Below are 20,162 nucleotides of genomic sequence, written 5' to 3' on the forward strand. Positions count from 1 at the left end.
ATGGCAGGACAAGGCGGATCGACCGAGCTGCCCGACTCCCTCCAGAAGTTCTTCAAGGTCACCCTCGGGATGGAGTGGCCGGAGGGCAACGAGGGCAACCTGCGAGAGCTGAGCGCAGCATGGGCCGATCTCGCGGCCGCGCTCGAGCGGGCCGCGCTCGATGCGCGGCGGTCCGGCGACGCGCTCGACGACGTCCTTCGCGGTGACACCGGGGCCGCGAACGCGAAGCTCATCGGCGAGGAGTACGCCGCCAGCCTCACCGAGCTGGCCAACGGCGCCGACGAGTTCCGGAAGGCGACGAAGAACGCCGCCGCGGACATCCAAAAGGGCAAGATCATGCTGGTCGTGATGGCCGCGATGACCCTCGCAGCCGTCATCGAGCTGCTGGCGTCGCTGTTCGGAGCGATCTTCATCCCGGCCACCATCGGCGCAGCCAAGGTCACCATGTGGGCGCTGCTGCGGCAGATGGTCAAGCAGATGATCGAGGCGGTCGCACGGCTGGGGTTGAACAAGGCGTCCGCCCAGACGCTGCTGCGGGGGATCTCGAAGGCGCTCGCAGAGGCGACCAAGCGGGCGGCGCTCTACGGGGCGGGCGGCGCCGGGCTCATGGCCGGCCTCGACGGTCTCATCCAGGTCGGGCAGAACGGTGCGGGTGGCCGCGAGGGCTACGACCTCGACTCCATCGGGCACAGCGCGATCGGTGGTGCGATCGGCGGGGCCGGTGCTGGGCTCGCGCGCGCGGCGGCCGGCGGTGTCCGCAGCTGGAGCAACAGCGCGATGCGCAACCTCAACCGGGCGCGCAAGCCCGGAACCCCGCCCAAGCAGCTCGCCCGCCACGTCCGCGTGTTCGGCATCCTCGGCTACGCCGGCGCACAGATCATGACGGCGCCTGCGTCCGGTGCGGTCATCAACGCGGTGTTCGGGGAGGACTCCAACCCGTTCTTCGGCGCCATCGGCGCGCTCGGCGGAATGCGCAGCCGGCCCGGTGGTGACTTCGGGATCGCCGCGAGCAAGTTCCCCGCACTGAGCCCGACCTCGCTGCTGGACCACATGAAGAAGGAGGGGCTGGGGCCCTCCGCGACCCCGCCGCCCTGGATGGCCTCCGGTGGCCCGGGAGCCGGCGTCACCACCCCCACGACGTTCGACGGAGGGGGGCCGCCGACCGGGCCCCAGCTCGCCGACGACGGGACGACGACCCGCGGCGACGACGGGGACTCCTCGCCGTCGACGCGGTCCCCGGAGCAGGGGGTGCGGGACCGCCCGCCGCTGGTGATCCCGTCGGCGCCGACGGTGGGGACCCCCCTCTCCGCGGTGCCGGAGTCCTCGTCCCCGGGGGCCGTCACCGGATCGTCCGCGGCGTCCCCCCAGCCGTGGAGCTCGGCCGCGGGGGCCCGACCGGAACCGGGGTTCTCGTCCGCTCCGACGTCCTCTGCGTCGTCCGTCGTCGACCCCGACGCGGCGTCCCCGGCCGGGAGCAGCGCGGCCGGGAGCAGCGCGGCGGGGAGCAGCGCCGCGGGCACCACTGCGGCTGAGAACAGCGCGCCCGGGAACGGTGCGGCCGGGAACAGCGCTGCAGGAAACGACGCCGCCGGGAACAGCGCCGCCGGGAACAGCGCCGTCGGGAACAGCGCCGTCGGGAACAGCGCCGTCGGGAACAGCGCCGTCGGGAACAGCGCCGTCGGGAACAGCGCCGTCGGGAACGATGCCGCCGGGAACGCGACGGGCAGCGCGGTCGGCGGCGATCCGGCGGGCCGTGGTGCCGCGGGGATCGACTCGGCCGGTGGGACGGCTGCGGGCAGCGCAGCGGCCGGGAACCCGACGGGTGGCGACCGGACGGGTGGCGCCTCCACGAGTGGCCCCGACACGGGTATCGACGCGGCAGCCGGTAACGGCACCCGCGGCAGCGACACGACGGGCGGGGCGATTCCCCGGGCCGACGTGACGGCCGGCGGGACGTCCGGAGGCGACGCGGCCGGTGGCGGCGTGCTCGGCGCGGAGCCCGGTCTCGGCGACACCGGGCTCGGCGGTGCGCACGGCTCCACCACGGAGCTCGGCAGCACCCCCGGCGGCAACGCCGAGTTCGGCAGTACCTCCGGCGGAGATGCGGCGAGCGCCGCCACACCCGGCGGCAGTGTGGCGGGCTCCGCCACGCCCGGCGGGATCGTGGCGGGTGTCGCCACGCCCGGCGGCACCACAGCGAGCTCTGCCGCGTCCGGCGGGAGCGCGGCGGGTTCTGCCACGCCCGGCGGGGCGGCGGGCAACACCCCGCCCGGGAGTAGCTCGAACGCCCACGGGCCGACCCCCGAAACGGCGGTCGGAGGTTCCGCGGAGACCCCGACCCCCGCGTCGGTCAGCGAGGGCCGTGGGGAGAGCACCTCCCCCCGGGACGCCGCCGTCGAGGGTGAGGGCTCCGGTCGCGGTCCCGAGACGCCCGGCGCCGTCGGAACGGTGCGGCCGGAGGGTGGTGCCACGCCGGGCGCGGTCTCCACCGGCGACGGTCCGCCCACCCCCGGCGTCGCCCGGGACGTCGACACGACCCGCCCGGCCGAGCCCACGCCGGCCACCCGCGACACGATGACCGACTCCTCCGGTGGCGTGTCCCGGGAGCCGGTCCCGGGCGCGCAGACCACGAGGGGGGACTCCGGTGACACCACGGCCCCGAGCGGCCCCGAGGCGTCTCCGCCCCGGAGCGCCGACGACAGCGGGGGCCCTGCGGTGGACGGCTCCGTCCTGTCCCCGCCGACGTCCGTCACGGCGGTGACGCCGCAGCCCACGACGTCGGGCGGCGGCCGCGACGCCGTCGCGCCGTCCGGTGGCGGCCGGGACGCCACGTCGTCCGGCGGTGGGAGGGACGCCACGTCGTCGTCCGGCGGGGGACGCACCGACACCACTGCGACCGGCACCGGGTCCGGGGCGGGCACCGCCCGTTCCGGTCGTCCGGGGCTGTCGGTCGAGACCGCGGCCGGGGACGGGCGCACCGTCGGGGGCGGGTCCACCGCCCCCACACCGACGAGTGGCGGCCGCGGCGGCGATCCCGTCACCGCCGACGGGTCCCGTGCCGGGGACAGCCCCCGGGACGAGGTGTCCCCGGTCGGACCGGTCGACGGGGACCGGGCCACGTGGGAGACATCGGGATCCCCCTTCGCCACCGACGACGTGTCCCCGCTCGTCGAGCGGGGTGAGTCCCCGGTCCTGCCTGCGACCGTGTCGCACACGCCGACCAGCGGCGCATCCCCGACGACCAGCACGACGCCCGCTGCCGGCAGCACGCCGCCGGCGACGAGCAGCGTCCCCCCGACGAGCAGCACGCCCCCTCGGGTCCCCACCCCGGTCCCGTCCGGGACGACACCGGCCCCGCCCGCACCGGTGTCTGCAACGTCCTCGGCCACCCCGGCGACCACGTCCACCCCGGCCACGACGTCCACCGCGACCCGCACCGACGGCGCCCCGCCGGCGGCGGTACGCACCGGCACGGACACCACGGCGCGGACGGGAGACCCCTCCTCCGGCGAGCACCGCCCGACCACCTCTCGTACCCCGGACGGGGAGTCCCGCGGCACCGAGTCGCGCCCGGCGACGTCGGCCGGCCGCACGCGCACCCGCGACGGCGAGGACTCCGCGGTCGTCCTGCCGGTGCCGGCCCCCCATCCCGCCGACGTCGGTCCGCCCGCCCCACGCAGCGGCGACGACGGGGGACGGTCCGCATCGCTACGCCCGGAGCACGGCGCGCCGGTCACGCCGGTCGGCTTCCGTGAGTTCAGCAGCGCGGTCGGTGAGGACGCCCGCGGCCCGATCCGTGACGCCACCGACGCGTTCGTCCGCGACGTCCTGACCACACCCCCGGACCGCCCGGCCCGTGCCATGACGATCACCGGCCACGGCAACGGGTCGATGCGCCGCATGCCCTGGTCGGTCGACGGCACCTCCACCGGACGGGCCCGCGCCGAGGCCGTGCGGGCGGTCGTCCTGGAGCGGCTCGACGAGCTCGCGAGGGAGGGTGGCCTGGGCGGCCGGGAGACCTCCGAGTTCCGCGTCCTGGTACGAGCGGACGCGACGCCGCTCACGTCCGGGGCGCTGCGCGACACGAACCGGGTCGCGATCATCGACTACACGACCGACGACGTCGCCGGCACCCGGTCGGAGAGCACGGTGACGTTCGGCTCCGGCCAGCACCGTCCCGATCCGGGGGCCGCCGCCGACATCGTCGCGCTCGCGGGACAGATCCACGAACGCCTCCGCGTCGGCGGCTCGTTGCGTGCGGAGATCATCGGTGACGGCACCGGCCGTCCGGCGCAGCGGCTGGCGCACCACGGCGGGGCACTGATCGAGTCGTCCGGCCGGGTGGCCAAGACCCGGCTCGGCAGCGCCGAGAAGTGGGCTCGCGACCTGGTCAGCCACCCCGCCGACGACCCCCGTCCCCCCAGCCGGTGGGTGGTCCGGCCGCCGTCGCCCGGGCCCGAGGCGCTCCTGGAGCAACGGCGTGTCGCCGGCCGGGAGCGGGCCGGCAACGTCGCCGAGCGGCTCCGCGAGCTGCTCGGCCCGCAGGCCGACCGCGTCCACATCGCGACCCGGGCCGCCGTCGACACCCCGGACGGCTCGGTCCCGGAGCCGTCGCGGACGGTGCGGGCCGTCGTCGAGCAGGACGCGGCGCGCCGGCCCGAGACGCTCGGACGCCGCGATCCCGGCGAGGACCTCGCGCCCCCGCGCGACCGTGACGGGCTTCGTGACGGGCTCCGTGACGTCGAACGGGACAGCGCCCGCGACGGCGACGGGAGCGACAGTGGGCGGAGCGGCGGCGGGCGGAGCGACAGTGACCTGAGCGATGCCGCCCTGAGCGACGCCGCCCTCGCCGCCGCGCCCGTCCACATCCCGTTCGCCGAGGGCTCCCACCGGATCGCCCACAGCCACCGCGCGGTGGTCGACCGGGCCACCGATGCGTGGATCGCCGATGTCGTCGCCGCCCGCAGGGCAGGGGGCCCGACGCCCGCGCTGGTGGTCACCGGGCCCGGCAACGGGTCACGTGAGGTCGTGCGGCCGTGGGCCGACCGCACCGGCGCCGAGGTCACCGGCCGTGACCGGGCCCGCTCGGTGCACGACGTCGTCGAGCAGCGCCTGGCCGAGCGACTGCGCACCGACCGGCCCGGCGGTCTCACCCGCGAGGACTTCCGAATCGTGTCCGCCGGCAGCGCGCTCCCGCCCACCCCGGACGCGCCCGCCGAGCAGCGCCGCGTCGCCGTCATCGAGCAGCGCGCCGACGACGTCACCCGCACCGACTCGGTGCACGACGTCGCCTTCGACTCCCACGTCACCCGCCTCGGCGACGATGCCCGACGCGACCTCACGACCTTGGCCGGCGAGGTCCGCGAACGCGCCCGCCTGGCCGCCGAGGCCGGCGAGCCCCCGCCGCGGGTGGAGCTGGTCGGCGACGGGATGGGCCACCGCGCCGACCGCCTCCGCGGCGGTGCGGAGTCCCTCGTCGGTCGGGCCGACACCGACCGGGCCGGGCGTCCCCGCAACGACGTGGCCCAGCGGCTGGCGACGGGCCGGGCGCGGGCACTGGCCGCGGCCGTGTTCCTGCGCGGGCAGCTCGCCGACGTCCCCGGGGTGCGGATCGTGCATCGCGCCGCGGTCGACGCACCGGACGGTGTCGTGCCCCGGCCGAGCCGCGGCGTGCAGGCGCACGTCGACGCGCCGGTGCCTCGCACCGTCATGGGCGACCCGCAGGGCCGTCACCTGCAGGACGTGCCCCGCCGGGTGCACGTCCCGCTGCTGGGCGGCCGGTTCACCGCCGACGTCCGCCGCGCGCTGGACCTGTGGATCGCCAGGACCGGCGACCCCTCCGCAGTACATGTGTGGGCCGACGCCCCCGGTCGTCCCGGTGGCCTCTCGGACATGGCCCACCGCCGCCTGACCGAGCTCGGGGTCACGGTCCGCGACATCTCCACCGACCTCCCCCTCGGTACCCGTGCCACCCACCGGATCCTCGACCACCGGCTGCGCACCGGGTCCTTCACCGGTGTCGGCACGGACGTCGCGCTGTCGGTCATCCACTCCGAGGGCGGGGTCTGGGCCGACCCGGCCGTGCGTGCCACCGGCGACGGCCCACCCGCTCCGCTCCCGGCGACGATGCCGCGCATGCCCGCCGGTGTCACCGACGGGGAACCGCTGTTCCCGCTGCTCACCGGCCGTGTCGACGGCCTTGCGGGGCCCGGCACCGGACTGTTCGTGGCGCCGCCGGGCTCGGCGTTGCTGCAGACCCTGCTCAACTCCGACCGGCTCGGCGAGGACGGGTTCCTCACCGGCCGTCTGCAGGAGCACCTCGACGGGCGCCCGGTGGACCTGACGGCGCGGGCCGACCGCGGCACCGAGGCCGACCTGCGCACCGACCTCGGCGCCGGCCGGTTCCGGGTCGACGACCACGTCCTGTCGCCGTGGACCGGCCGTGACGTGCCCGCCCCGGCCGCCGCCTCCCGCTCGATGCTGCGGGTGCAGTCGGTGGGCCCGCAGCAGCGGCAGGCCGTGGCGGACCTCATCGCGTCGATGGTCCCGGGTGCCTCGGCACGCCGGTCGGGGACGGCGACGTCCGCGCAGCTCGACGCGCTGCTCACCCACCGGCCGTCGGCGCTGCACCAGGGGCTGCCCTTCGACATCGAGGTCGGCGGCCGCCGCTACGAGGCCGTCGTCGCCATCGACCACGTCCCCGGACGGCGGGCCGAGGGGCCCGATCCCGCCGCGCCGAAGACCGACGGCACCGAGCAGATCCGGCGCGGCACCGACAACCTCGTCGAGGGCCGCTACGACGACAGCAGTCGGGCCGTCCCGATCGCCGGGTCCGGTGGGTCGCTCGCCGGGTACGGCGGCGCCGCGATCACCGCGTCCGGGGGCGACACCGTTGGCCACCGGACCCGCAAGACGGTCAACAACGATGTCGGCTACGACGCCAAGCACACCCCGGCCGCCGACGTCCCGGTCCGCTTCACGGTCACCGTGCGCGACGAGTCCGGCGCCGTCGTCGGGCCCGGGCCGCGTGCCCTGGCCGGCACCGCCACCGGGTGGTTCGACGAACCGAAACCGAACGCCGGCGCCCGCCCCGCCGTCGAGCTCGGTCCCGCCGCTGGCCCGGCGCTGTCCAACGCGGCCGTCCTCGACGTGCGCGGGGCCGGCCCCGACGCGGTCCTCGCGGCACTGGCCGACCAGCTCCCGCCCGGACTGCTGCGCCCCGACTCGCCGGGCCGCAACCGGCTGGTGCACTTCCTCTCCGACAACAACCTGGCCCACCACTACGAGCGCTTCACGACCGGCTGGGTGCGCTCGGACGAGCTGCGCAACCCCGGTGGACCACCGGTCTACGTCGAGTCCCGGCTGGTGCCGAAGAAGGGGTCGTGGCTGGCCGAGCTCGACGGCAAGACCACCAAGCAGCAGCGCATCGACTGGGGTGTCGAAGGCAGCAGCAGCTCGCGGCTCGGCGTGTCCGGGGAGCTGCGCGGGGGCTGGCGGTTCATCCCGAAGCTGGTCTTCCTGCACCTGGGCCCGTACCTCGGGGTGGGGTGGCAGCGCAGCCGTGGCTGGGCGGCCACCCACATCGGAGCCTCCCGGCGCAACGTCGACCAGAGTTCCCTGGGTGCCTACGACGTCGAGTTCGTCCGCGAGACCAGGGTGCGGTGGGGGTCCACCAGCGCCGTCGCGCCACCGGCCCGGACACCGGTGGAGCTGGTGCTCGCCGACTCCCCGCACAACGCCCGCGCCGCCGGCCTGCCCGTCACCGACGCCGTCCGCGACGGCCGCGACACCGACCGCCGGACCGACACCCTCCCGCCCTACCTGGCCGCGGGCCTGGGCATCGGCCGGGCACACGTGCACTCCCTCGGCGACGCACCGACCCGGCTGCGGGAGCGGATCGACCAGATCATCGCCTCGGTGGGCGGCCCGTTCGCCGCCCTCGCCGACGGCGACGGCAGCCACCGTGTGTCGACGAGCAGCTCGACGGTCCGCGACCTCGGTGAGACCTGGCGGATGCTCGACCACAACACCACCCAGACAGTGCTGGGAAGCAGCGCCGACTCCCTCTACGACGGCGGCGTCGACCTCGTGCTCGCGCGCGACCGCTTCCGCCGCACCGAGTACCTGCACCTGAGGATCAGCGCCGAGATGCGCGACGTCGGCGACGAGGGCCCGCTGTCCGGGATCAGCGTCAAGACCAGCGCCGGCAACCGCACCGAGTCCGTCAGCGGCGCCGGAACCGGGATCGAGGGCTCGCTGGGTCTGCGGGCCGGACTGGGGTTCGAGGCCGGCGTGGCCTACCCGGGCCTGGGAGGACGGGCCTCGGCCGCCCTCGGCCACAGCGACAGCGGTGCCGGCGGCACCATCACCGGCCGTCGCGCGGTCGCCGGTCCTGCCGGCCCCTCGCACCGGGTCACCGGCCAGAACGTCTACACGATCACCGCGGAGCGGTTCAGCGAGACCAACGCGCTCGGGCGGCTCACCGGTATCGGGGCACCCGGTCGGCACGTGAGCCCCAGGACACCGGTGGCGCTGCCCGACAACGCCGCGCCGATCCGGGAGCCCTTCGCGCTGGACGTGCCGGTCGACGAGATGCTCACGCCGGGCACACCGCCCGAGGCCCAGCGCATCCGGAGCCGGCCGCGGATCACCATGGACAGTCCCGTCGGCCCCCGGCAACGGGACTTCGCGCAGACCCTGCTGGCCGACAGCACGTTCACCTGGATCGGCGGGGTCAAGGAACGCCGCACCGCTGCCGAGGCCGCGCTGACCGCCGCCGCCGGGGGCGACGCGGTGCTGGGCCGCCGCGGGACGGAGGACGGCCGCGCGCTGGAAGCCGTCCTGGCCCCGCAGCGGGTGTCCAACGACCGCGGGGTCACCGAACGCGGAATCGCCACGCCCGAGCAGGTGCACAAGCGGCGCTGGCGGGACCGGAGGGGCACCGTCGTGTCCACGCTGGGCCTCTACGACCTGAGAATCGTCGACGTGCGGCACTCGCCGCCCACCGAGCGGGCCCGCAGCGAGGTCGTCTACGGCGGCTACCTGGCCTCCGGCTCCTCCTCGAACGCCCGGGGCGCCCAGGCCCGCGGGGGATTCGAGGTGAACGACTCGTCGCTGACCGCCCAGGAGCTGGAACGGTCCTCGCAGTACCCGACGGGGTCGGGCGGGATCTACGGCGGCTACCAGGTCGGCGCCCGCGAGACCACGGCCCGGGCGACCCTCGGTGCCCGGGAGACGTTCAACGACGGGGCCGGCGGCCGGTCGTTCGTCGTGAAGGCCCGAGGCGTGGTCACCCATCGGGCGACGTCCTGGGAGAGCAACCAGCTCCTCGACGCCGTGCACACCCCCACCCGCCGGACGGCGACCCGCTACGTCGACCTGCCCGACCACGTGTTCCTCTCCGTCGGAGAGGAACAGATGCGGGCGTGGGGGCTGCTCCCGGCGGAGGAGAACCGCCCGCACCAGGCCCCGGTGGACCTGCAGGTGCCGCCGACGCTGCGCGGTGACGACCCCGTCGGCGGGCTGGGCTGGCCGACCGACGACGGGCTGCGCGCCCCCCTAGGGGACATCGAGCGACAGCTCCGGACGCACTTCAGGGGCCGGCTCGGCGCCGAGGACGTCGCCCTGATCGCCGAGCGCCTCACCGATCCGCAGCGGGGTGTCTCCGCAGCCGACCTGAAGGGGCTGCACAGCAGCCTCGGCGGGGACGGCGTGCCGCTCGCCGCCTCCCGGCGCGGCTTCTTCGTCCACCACGACCTGTCCGCGCACCTGTCGTTCGTGCCGGACACCGCGCCGGGCGCCACCCGCGTCGAGCATGTCGTCCACGACGGACACGCGCCCAAGGTCGAGCAGTACGTCGCCGACCAGGTGTCGTCGACGTCGGAGCACAGCTCCGGACCGGTCGCGCAGGTCGGGGGCGCGCTCGGCGGCCGCGGCGGCAGCGGGGGCGAGGACCCGTACTACGGCGGCGGCTCCGGTGGGCTGGGCGCGTCGTCGTCGCGCACCGACACGCACACCGACACCACGGCCGACACCGTCCGCGGGTGGCGCTTCCTCGGCTACGACGGGCCCACCGCGATCATCGGGCAGACCGGTCGCCTCGCGCTGACCGTCGCCCGCGACGGCGAGACCATCCCCGGGCCGACGTCGGCGCCGTTCACGCTCAGGCACCGCGTACCCGCGGCCTTCCTGTCCTCGCTGCCGGACCTGCCACAGCCGCCGCCGGACCAGACCCGCCCCGCCGCCCCCGGCGGTGACGCGCCGCGGATCGACCCGGACACGACGATGGGCACCGTCCGCACCGACGGCGTCGTGATCAGCCGCGCGGTGCAGGACCACCTCGCGACGGTGGACGTGCCGGACGCCTTCCGCCGGCCCGGCGAACCGGGCCGCCACCAGCTCGACGTGCTGTTCTCGCCCGAGCACCTGGACTCCTGGATCCCGTCGATGCTGAAGGGCCCGGCGACGCTCCCGCCGGTCGTGCACCCGACGCAGGTGGGGGTGACCCTGACCCCGCGGATCTCGGTGACCCCGTCGTCCCTGCACACCGACGGGGTGTCCGCTGCGCTGACCCTCGGCGCCGAGTCCAACTTCCACATCGGGAACCAGACCGCCTCGTCGCAGAGCCACTCCGGTGACGTCGTCGGCTCGGTCATCGGCGAGGGCCGCGACGTCGGCAGCAGCCGCGGTGACGCGCGCGCCGTCGGCGCGGCGGGCGCCGCGACCAGCAACCGCGGCGGTCAGGCCCCGTTGGCCGCCCGCGAGCACGAGACGAAGCTCGGCGATCCCGTCCGGCTGCTCGGCGGCCGGTTCGAGTACCGGGTCGACCTGGAGCTGAACCGGCCGGGCCGGGCGCCGCAGACGTTCACGGTGCCGACGGTGACCGGCCGCGGGATGCAGCTCTTCCTGGCCGAACGGCACGCCGCGGACCTGCTCGGCCCGATGCCCGAGACGGTGCGCACCGCGATGGAGCAGGAAAAGACCCGCGCCGGGGAGTGGCGGACCGCCGCCGCCGCCCTGGTGGAGCTGCCGCGCCGCAACGACCAGCTGTGGCTCGACGCCGGTCCCCGCGGTCGCGCGACCCTCGCCCGGGACCGGGCCCCCGAGATCGCGAAGATCGACGCCGAACGCCGGGCCGCCGCCACCCGGTTCGAGGAGGCGGCCCGGGCCTGGGCACGGGCCAAGACCGACCTCGACCGCCGCGTCCGTGAATGGGTGAGCCCCGGTACCGGCCGCGACGATGCCGTCCCGCACCCGCCCGTGCGTCCCGCCCCGCCGCCCCCTCCGGACCGCCCGGCCCCGCCGGTCCCTGCGCCGGCCCGGGACGTCCCGCCGCCCGCACCGACACGTGCTGCCCCTCCGCCGCCGAGCGACGCGCCGCCGCCTCCGGCCGTGCCGCACCCGTCGGTGCCCGAGGTGCCCACCGACGCCCAGGCCGCGGCGATCGGCCGGGCCCTGCAGGTCTACGACCGCCCGTCCGGCCCGGACGAGGTGCGCGAGGCGTACACGCAGTGGCGCGGGCGCGGCGAGCCGATGCCGCGCGGCGGCGACTGGTCGCTGGCCGCGGCCGTCGCGAACCCGGACCGGGCCGGCGACGGACCCGGGGCCCACGCGATCGGTGTGGAGGCGGAGTTCCTGGGCCACCGGCTGGTCAACCTCGAGGAGTACGTCTCCTCCGGCGACGAGCTCGCCGTCTCCGCGGCGCTGACCGCGGTGGCCGAGATCGGCCCGGCGGGGATGACGCTGGAGCTGATCACCGAGCCGGCCCGCCTCCTCGACGGCGACGTCGACCGGATCCCCGTCGAGGAGAGCACGGCGGCCCTGGACGGGGTGCTGAACCGGCTGGCGGCCATGACCGGGCCCACGCCGCTCTCCACCATCTTCCCCTCGCCCGAGTACCGGCTCTCGTCCGATGCCGACGGCGTCCGGGTCGAACCGCCGTCGGGACCCGGCGATGTCGCGGTGTCGCCCCACTACTCAGCGGGGACCGCGGTCGCGGGTCTCGCGGACCTGCTGACGTGGTTGTCCGATCGTCCGGCCGCGGTCGACGTGTTCCCGGCCCGCGCGGCGCGCCTGCACCTGGCGGACGGGTTGGACCTGGGGCGGCGGCTGGCCGAGGAGATGGCGACGGACCCGGCGTTCGCCGGTCGGGCGCCGCACACCTGGGCCGCGACCCGGGCGGCCGTGCACGGCACCGTCGCCGCGCTGTACCTGCAGTTCGCGGCCATGGCGCAGCATCTGCACGCCAACGCCGGGGTCTCGCTGACCAAGAACTTCTCCGCGTTCAACCTGCGGCACTTCCCCGACCACGTCGTCGAGGGGACCGGTCCGGAGGGCGCGGCCTGGCTGCGGCGCCACTCGGCCACGGTGATGGACCGGTTCGCCTCGACGTTCCGTGCGCTGGACACGCGCGGGCAGCGCGGCGAACCCGACCCCGGCCTGCTCGACCGGCGGCTCCCCCCGCGCTGGAACAGGGACACCGAGCGGAGCACCGCGACCCTGCGCGACTGGTTGTACGGCGGGTTCGGCGACGACCCGCACCGGCGCCGGGTGGGTCCCGACGAGGCACTGGGCATCCACACCGTGCTGCCGGAGCTCGACCACAACCGCGCCGCGGACGGCACCCCCCGCCTGGACCCGCCCGCCGCCGTCGGGGAGATGCGCCAGGAGGGGCCACGCTCCCTGCACGTCGGCGGGTCGCCCTTCGCCGGCCGCCAGGACGTGCTGACCGGCATCCGTGAGATCGGTGCGGCGAGCCGGAACGCCTACGCCGCGGCGGAGGCACTGCGCGTACAGGAGACGATCGATGCGACGCCGTTCGCCGCCCCGGGGACCTGGGCCCGTGCCGTGCGCGGCGAGAGCCTCGGCGCCGGGGTCGCCGCCCACGAGACCTGGCGGGGGAGGCCGACGGTCTCCCCCGGCACCGACTCCACCCGGGTCCCGGCGGCCGTCGCCGAGGTCGAGAGCGCCTTCGGTGCCCGGCTGGCCCCGGTCGGGGACGGGCCGGCGGCGTTCACCACCGTCGTCGACCGGGTCCGCCACGCCGGCCACGGGGCCGACGCGATCGTCCACGCCTATCCGGCGGCCGCCGACCCCCGCCGTTCCTACGGCCGCGACGAGTGGGTCGGGCCGGTGCGCCGTGTCTGGAACCTGGTCAACCACGAGGGCACCGTCTGGATCGTCGACCCGCGGACCGGTACGGCCGCCGTCGCCGATCCCGACTCGATCCCGCGGACCGGCCGGGTGTTCGCCGTGGGCGCCGATCCGGATGCGGCCCCGATCCGGTTCGCCCCCGACGACGCGTCCGGGGCCGCTGCGAGCTCCCCGGGAGCGGGGGCCCGCCCCGAGACCGGCCCGCCCGGCGACGGCCCGGACACCACGACCGGGCCGCCCGCCCCCACCCGGTCGTGGCGGCCGGGCCCGTTGTGGCACACGGACGGGACCGCGGCCGTCGCCCCGCAGCTGCCGGACCCGCTGCAGCCCGCGCAGTGGGAGGCACGCCGCGGCGACGCGCCGTCCGGGACCGCGCACACCGAGCTGGTCCGCGTGCTGCAGCAGCCGGACGGCACCCTGACCCCGCAGGGCAACCCGGTGACCGTCGACGTGCGCCGGATCGAGGTCGAGCCGGGACGCTGGGTGCGCGAGCTGACCCTGCCGCTGCACCTGGTCGGGGACCCCGCACACGTCGCCCGCGCCACGGAGCTGGCCGCACAGGCACTGCGCGAGCACGTCGACGGCCGCTACGAGCTGCCCGGCGGCGACCAGCTGCACCTGCGCATCGAGCCGTCCACGCGTGCCGACGCGAACCGCGTCCTGGTGACCTCCGAGCCGGACTACACCGGGGCGAACTCGACGTCGCTGCACTGGCGGCTGGAGCACCTCGAGCGCGGCGACGACCCCGCACTCGCGGTCGGCCGCACGTTCCACGAGTTGCTGCACCGCGTGGGTCTGCCCGACCGGTACCGGGTCCCCGGTGCCGTCCTCGGCGGGGCCGTCGACGCGACCGGCGTGATGGGCACGGACTGGCGCAGCACGCTGCTCACCGACGCCGACCTGGCCCGGATCGACCAGGTCGCGCGCCAGGCCCCCACCCACGATCTGCCGCTACCGGGGTCCAGGAGCGCCGCACCGCCGGTCGCGGGGAGCCCGGCAGCGCGCCGCGGTCCCGACGGGGAACCGATCGCGCCGGACTCCTTCGACTGGGGCCCGGTCCCGTCCGGCGACCGCGACAGCACACCCGGCTCGGAGCACCCGTACGACTCCGACTCCGCGTACGACACCGACTCCGCGCACGGGCCCGACGACGCGACCCGGCTCACCGTCGCGTTCGGGGAGGGTGACCACCGCGTGGACCCGACCGGGCGGGTCGCCGTGCAGGCCGCCACCGACCGGTGGATCGACGACGTCGTCGCGGCCCGCAACGAGGGCCGTCCCACCCCCGCCCTGACCGTGACCGGTCACGGCAACGGCTCACGGTCCGCGTCCCGGGCGTGGGCCGACCGCACCGCTGCGGAGCGGACCGGCCTCGACCGGGCCCGCGCGGTCGAGGCGATCGCCCGGGCCCGCCTGCGCGCACGGATCGCCGACGGCCGGACCGACGGGCTCGCGGAGCGCGACTTCCGGATCGTCGCCACCGGGACCGTGCGGCCGCCGTCGCCCGGGGCGTCCCCGGCCGAGCACCGCGTCGCGGTGCTGGGACACGACACCTCCGACGTCACCGCCGTGGACTCGGTGCACGACGTGCCGTTCCGCAGCGGCGCCACCCGCCTGGACGCCGCCGCCCGACGCGAGCTGCAGAGCATCGCCGAACAGGTCCGCGAACGGGCCCGCCTGGCCCGCGCCCTGGGGCTGCCGCCGCCCCGCGTACAGCTCGTCGGCGACGGCATCGGACACCACGCCGACCGGCTCCTCGGCGCCGTGCGCCGGCAGCTGGGCGACGCCGACACCGACCGGGCGGGCCGCCCGCGCGACGACGTCGCGCACCGTCGCGCCACCGGCCACGCCCGCGCCACCGCGGCCGCCGTGTACCTGCGCGGCCTGCTCGCCGACGTCGAGGGCGGGGTCCGGGTCACCGCCCGGTCCGCCGTCGACGCGCGCGACGGCGTCGTCCCGCCCCCGTCGCGCGGGGTGCAGGCGCTCGTCGACCAGCCGGTCCGGCGCACCGTGATGGGCGACCCGCAGGGGCGTCACCTCGCCGACGTCCCGCGCCGGGTGCACGTCCCCCTGCTGAACGGCCGGCTCGACTCCCGGAGCCTGCGGTCGCTGGCCGCGTGGGCGCAGCGGACCGGTGACCCCGCCGCCGTGCACGTCTGGACCGACGCGGGACGACTCACCGAGACCGCGCGGGTCAGCCTGGACCGACGCGGGTTCACCGTCCACGACGTCGCCACCGAGTTCCCCGCCGGCACCCGCGCCTCGGACCGCATCCTCAGCCGCCTGCTCACCGACGACCTCGACCGGGCCGGTGCCGACGTCGCCGTCGCCGTCCTGCACCGCGACGGGGGCATCTGGGCCGAGCCCGGTGTCCTCCCGGACACCCTGGAGCCGCTGCCGGAGGTGATGCCGCTGATGCCCCGCGGTCTCACCGACGGCGAGCCGCTGTTCCCCCTGCTCACCCGCCCCGACGACGGCTCGGGAACGCCGCCCACCGGGTTGATGGTCACCCCGCCCGGGTCCCCGTTCCTCGGTGCGCTGCTGGACTCCCCGCGCCTGGCCGAGGACGGCTTCGTCGCCGGCCGTCTGCACGGGTACCTGGAGACCCGGGGTCTGGTGGACCTCGACGCGCCCCGCGACCCGAACGCGGTGCGCGCGCTGCGCGACGACCTGGAGTCGGGCCGCTACCGGTTCGACGACGACGTCCTGGCCCCCTGGACGGGCCCGGACCCCGGCCCCCGGCGCGGCGACGGGCCCGCCGGGACGGGATCGGCGACCCGCACCGGTGGCCCGGGGCCCGACCGGCTGCTGCGTGTGCGGACCGTCGGGGCCGACCAGCGCCGCGCCGTCGCCGAGCTGATCGACGAGATGGTCCCCGGCCGCCACCGCCGTCGGGAACCGGCGGTGGCCGAGCAGCTCGACGAGATGCTGCGTGCCCGGCCGGAGGCGCTGCACAGCGGCCTGCCGTTCGACGTCCGGGTCGGGGGCCGCGTCTTCGAGGCCGTCGTCGCGATCGACCAGGACCCGACCCGGCCCGGCCCGGTCCGCGGCCCCGACGCCCCGGCCGCGACCGACGGCACCGAGCAGATCCGCCGGGGCACCGCCACCTACGTCGAGGGCCTCGCCCACACCTCCGGCCTGTCGGTCCCGGTGGTCGGCACCGGCGGCTCCATCACCGGCTTCGGTGGCGGCGGGGTCACCCTCGGCGGCAGCGAGACCGTGCACCACCGCACCCGCAAGACCGTGAACGTCGACATCGGCTACGACGGCAAGCACGCCCCGGCCGGCGACGTCCCGGTGCGGTTCACCGTGACGCTGCGCGACGACACCGGCGCCCTCGTCGGACCGGGCCCACGTACCCTCGCCGGCACCGCGAGCGGCTGGTTCGACACCGCCGACCGCCGGTCCGGCGGGCGCGTCCCCGCCCGGCTCGACGGCACCGCCGGCCCCGCACTGTCCAACGCCGCGGTCCTCGACATCCGCACCCCCGGCGTCGACGCAGCACTGGCCCGGCTGGCCGGCCAGCTCCCTCCGGAGCTGGTCAGGCCCGGGACGCCGGGACACAACCAGCTTGCCCACTTCCTGTCCGACAACACCCTCACCCACCACTTCCAGCGGCTGACCGGCGGCTGGATGAAGTCCGACGAGCTGAGCGTGGGCGGTGGCCGGTCGGCGTACGTCATGGCCCGGCTGGTCCCCAGAGCCGGGTCGTGGCGCGGCCCGATCGCCGGCAAGACGACGCTGTCCCAGCGCATCGACTGGGGCGTCGAGTCCGGCCGCAGCCGGGGCCGCGGTGTGTCCGGTGAGCTGCGCGGCGGCTGGCGGGTCGCCCCCAAGTTCCTGTTCCTGAACCTGGGTCCCTATGTCGGTGCGGGCTGGAGCCACCGCCGCGGGTGGTCCGCCAACCACATCAGCGCCTCCCGGCGCAACGTCGACCAGACCCGCCTGCAGGCCTTCGACGTCGACTTCGACCTGGAGATGAAGGTCGCCTGGGGCTCGACGAGCGAGACCGCCCCGCCGGTGCGGGTCCCGGTCGAGACGCTGCTCGCCGACGACCCGCACAACGCCCGCGACGCGGGTCTCCCGGTGCCCGACGAGATCCGCGACGCCCCCCGCTCGGCCCGCACCGACACCCTGCCGCCCTACCTCGCTGCGGGCCGCGGCATCGGTCGCGCCCACGTGCACTCCCTCGGCGACGCCCCGGCCCGGCTGCGGGAGCGGATCGAGCGGATCGCCGCCTCCGAGGAGGGCGGCATGGCCTCGCTGGTCGACCACGACGGGTCACACCGCACCGCGTCGAAGGCCGGCACCGTCGAGGGCTTCGGCGAGAGCTGGCGGATGCTCGACCACCAGACCACCCACGCCGTCCTCGGTGCGACGGCGGACCAGCTCCACGACGGCGGCGTGCACCTGCTGTTCGCCCGGGACGGCGTGCGGCACACCGAGTACCTGCACGTCCGCGTCGACGCGGAGATGTCCGGAGTCGTCGACGAGGGACCGCGGGCCGGCGTCGCCGTGAAGACCAGCGCGGGCCACCGCACGGAGTCCACGGCGAGCGCGGGCAGCGCGTTCGACGCCGGGTTCGGCGCCCGGTTCGGCCTGAGCTTCGACGTCGGTCCGATGTACCTGGGCGGGACGGCCCGTGCCGGCTACGCCCACGGCGGCGACGCCGGGAACGCGGTCGGCACCGTCACCGGCCGGCGCAGCGTCGGGGGCCCCGGCGGCGACGCGCACCGCGTCACCGGACTCAACACCTACCGCGTCACGGCGGAGAGGTTCTCGGTCACCAACGCGTTCGGCCGGGTCACCGGCATCGGCCGGCCGGGCCTGCAGGCCGTCGAACGGACCCCGGTGCCCGACGTCGCCGAGCCGCCCGTCGCCGAGCCGTTCGCCCTCGACGTGCCGAAGGAGGAGATGCTGCAGCCGGGGACGCCGTCGCGTCTGCAGCGCGTCCCGATGCCGGGCGCACCGACGGCGACCCCGATCGGACGGAACAGGACCAACCTCGCCCCGACCCTGCGACCCGACACGATCCTCACCTGGGTCGGCGGGGCGGCCGCCCGCCGCGCGGCGATGGAGCAGGCCTTCGACGCCACGACCGGGGCCGGGGTGCTCGCCCGGTCCGGCACCGACGACGGCCGCGCCCTCGACATGACCTTCGGCCCGGAGCGGATCGCCAACGACCGCACCGTCACGCAGAAGGGGATCGGGACACCGGTCTTCGTGCACAAGGGTCGCCTGTTCGACCAGCGCGGCACGGGGGAGGGCGAGCTGATGCTGTTCCGCCCGCGGATCCTGTCGGTGGACCACGCACCACCCGTCGACCGCTCCCGCAGCGAGGTCGTCTTCAGCGGTGGCCTGGCGTCGGGCAGCAGCAACCGCACGCACACCGTCACCGGGACCGCAGGCGTCGAGGCCAACGACACGGCGCTGACGGCACAGGACATCGCCGCCGCGAACGGGCACCCGACCGGATCAGGGGGCGTGCACGGCGGCTACCGGGCGTCGCACCGGGCGGGCCGCTCGCGCGGTACGTCGGGGGCCAGCGAGACGTTCCACGACCTGGGCAGCAGCCGTTCCTACGTCGTCGTGATGGACGGGGTGTTCAAGGCGACGGCGCGCACGACGGCCACCAACCGGGCGCTGGACCTGTTCCGCACGCCCACCGAGCGGACCGCGACCCGCTACGTGAACCTGCCCCGGCAGGTCTACGTGTCCGCGGGTGAGGCACAGCTGCGGGACTGGGGCCTGCTGCCCCCGGAGCTGCCGCGTCCGGACACGGCCGACGTGCCGCTGCAGGTGCCGTCGCGGCTGCGCGCCGCGTCGCCGGTGGGCGGCCTCGGCTGGGCGATGGACGAGGGCGTCGCCGGACCCCTCGCCGACCTGGCGGCGAAGATCCCCGCGCACTTCGACGGGGTGCTGTCGGAGGCCGACATCCGCACCGTGACCGAGCGGTTCACCGATCCGCAGCGCGGGTTCACCGCCTCGGACCTGAAGGGCATGCAGGACAGCCTGGCCGGCAACGGCCTGACCTTCACCGGCTCCCGCGGCGGTGTGGTCGGCCACCACGACCTGACCGGGACCCTGCGGTTCGTGCCCGACCCGGCGCCGGACGCCGCGCGGGTGGAGCGGGTCGTCCACGACGGGCACGCGCCCAAGGTCGAGCAGTACCTCAGCGACCAGCGGATGAGTGTGACCGCGGTGTCGTCCGGGCCGAGCGCCGACATCGGTGGCAGCGCGGGGGGCCGGGAGGGCTCCGTCGACGGGAGCCCGCACTACGGCGGCGGGCTCGCCGCCGGGGGCGCGTCCTGGTCGTCGACGAGCCATCGCCCCGACGCGACGGCCCACACCTACCGCGGTTGGCGCTGGCTGGGGTCCGACGGCCCGACCGCGATCCTCGGCCGCGACGGGCATCTGGAGCTGTCGGTGTCCCGGGACGGGACGACCACCCCGTCGCTGGCCTCGGTGCCGTTCACCCTGCGTCAGCGGGTCCCGGCGTCGTTCCTGTCCACCCAGCCCGACCCGGCGGTCCCGCCGCCGAACCAGATGCGTCCGGCGGCGGCGGTCGACCCGGAGACCGTCCTCGGCAACATCCGCGGCGACGCGCAGCGCGCCCGGACCGCGTTGCAGCAGGCGTTGCGGGCCGCGGACGTCCCTCGGGCCTGGACGGCCCCGGGGGCGCCCGCCCACCACGCCCTCGACGCGATGTTCACCCCCGAGTACCTCGACCCCTGGATCCCGCTGCTGCTGGACGGCCCGACCGACCTGCCGCCGGTCGCGCACCCGAGCCTGCCCGGCTCCACGCTGACGCCGCGGCTGCGCATCGTGCCCGAGTCGCTGCACACCGAGGCCGTGTCGGCCCAGCTCGGGGTCGGTGCGGAGTCCAACTCCATGACCTCGACGGTCGCCGGTCCCTACAGCGAGGTCTCCAGCGGTGTCCGGGGTGGCCTGGTCGGGGACGGTCGTACTCTCGACGAGTCCCGCGGCGACCTGCGCGGCGATGCCCAGGG

Annotated in this window: 1 protein-coding gene (only partly in view); it reads left to right on the forward strand. The window is 76.3% G+C overall.

All coding sequences use genetic code 11. The annotated features are described in order from the left end of the window. Positions 1 to 20,162, forward strand: partial view of a toxin glutamine deamidase domain-containing protein gene (locus KPL59_RS05970; RefSeq protein ID WP_226360193.1) — the 5' portion only. The gene runs 7,240 nt beyond the window's last position; the window shows 20,162 of its 27,402 coding nt (coding positions 1-20,162); its start codon is at positions 1 to 3; its stop codon lies beyond the right edge, outside the window.

Origin of the sequence: Pseudonocardia sp. ICBG1142, from assembly GCF_020496255.1 — a bacterium.
Classification (GTDB): Bacteria; Actinomycetota; Actinomycetes; order Mycobacteriales; family Pseudonocardiaceae; genus Pseudonocardia.